The sequence below is a fragment of the Cupriavidus basilensis genome (assembly GCF_029335485.1).
In the GTDB taxonomy this organism is placed as follows: Bacteria; Pseudomonadota; Gammaproteobacteria; order Burkholderiales; family Burkholderiaceae; genus Cupriavidus; species Cupriavidus basilensis_E.
In genome coordinates, this window is the sequence record NZ_JARJLM010000641.1 from 1 (window position 1) to 1,304 (window position 1,304).

The following is a 1,304-nucleotide window of genomic DNA, read 5'->3' on the forward strand; positions in this document are numbered from 1 at the left end:
TCCGGATGGCGGGCGAAGTCCTCCAGGAAGCTCTGGAAGCTCAGCACCGGCTCTTGCAGCAGATGGCGCGGCAGGTCGAACAAGGCGTAGAAATAGTCCTCCCGGCCCTCGCAGTGCTCGGCCGGCAGGCAATATTGCTCCCAGTCGACGCAGGCTGGCGTGTACATGCCGTTGCCCGGCCAGAAGAAAGGCACGATGCGCCCCTCGCGCAGCCCTTCGATCAGGGCCGCCGGTGCGTCGTAGGCCTCGGCGGATTCGACCTGGCTGAGGAGCCCGGCGCGGGTCTCGATCACCATCAGCGTGGCCTGGCCCTGCATCGTCAGCATCAGGATGCCGGCCGGGTTGGGGTAGAGGTAGTACTCGACAAAGCCGTAGCGCGCGGTGATCTGGCGCACGCGCTCGCAGATCGCGGGATCCGACAGGAAGGAAAACGAGTGACGCGTCAGCAGGTCGCGCAGCGTGCGCGACAAGGTGGCGAAATACTGCTGCTGGAGCGCGTCGATCTCCTGGTCGAGCCGCTCCACCATATTGCTGTCGTGTTTCTTGACATAGCGGTCGATCAGGCCGTGATTGAAGCCCTGCACGGCGATGCCCTCGTCCGCGGTGCCGGTGAGCAGGATGGTCTTGCACGGCAGGTCCTGCAGGGCCTGGCAGAATTCCAGCCCGTTCATCTGCGGCATCGAGTAATCCACCACGATCACCCCTGGCTGCACAAAGCGGTTGAAGTCGTGGATCTGGCGGTAGATGCGGTCGACGTCGAGCTGCACGGTGCGCCGCTCGGTCAGGAAGGTCAGGTCGTCATGCGTCACCCGCACCGGCAGGAAGCCGTTCACGCGTGTAGTGTAGGTCTCGCGGATCCACTGCAATGCCTCGCGCGGATCGGTGAAGGTGACCACTGGCCGCGACGGATCCATCTGGAACGCCAGGCTGTCGATAAACGATTTGCTGTCGTCGACCAGCACCGTCAGGATCGGGTGATGGAAGACCGACAGATTCCGGTCCTGGGGGTTGAATGTCATCTTGCGTTCGGCTCCGGTGTCGGCAGACACAGCGGGCAGGTGGGGTTCGGCGCGGCAAGGCCGGGACGGATCGGTTTGGGGCCACCGCGCTGGACCATGCCTGGCCCTGGTCGGCCAACCGCCGGGGGTGCCCCCGCCCGCCGGTGACCGGAAACCAGTATAGCGCGCCCGCGCTTCCATGCAACCGGAGCGCGGTAGGGGGATAGCGGGGGAGGGCGTCGCGGGGCTTGGTACCGGATACGGGCGCGGGCCCGTATCCGGCGGCGCGATGCCAGGTTACTCGAC

General features: G+C 65.7%; 1 protein-coding gene. It reads right to left on the reverse strand.

Annotation, left to right across the window (positions count from 1 at the left end):
• A partial coding sequence (locus P3W85_RS39540) for a response regulator (RefSeq protein ID WP_276268820.1) occupies positions 1–1,019 on the reverse strand: 1,019 nt, incomplete at its 3' end.
• Between the last annotated feature and the right edge of the window lie 285 nt (positions 1,020–1,304).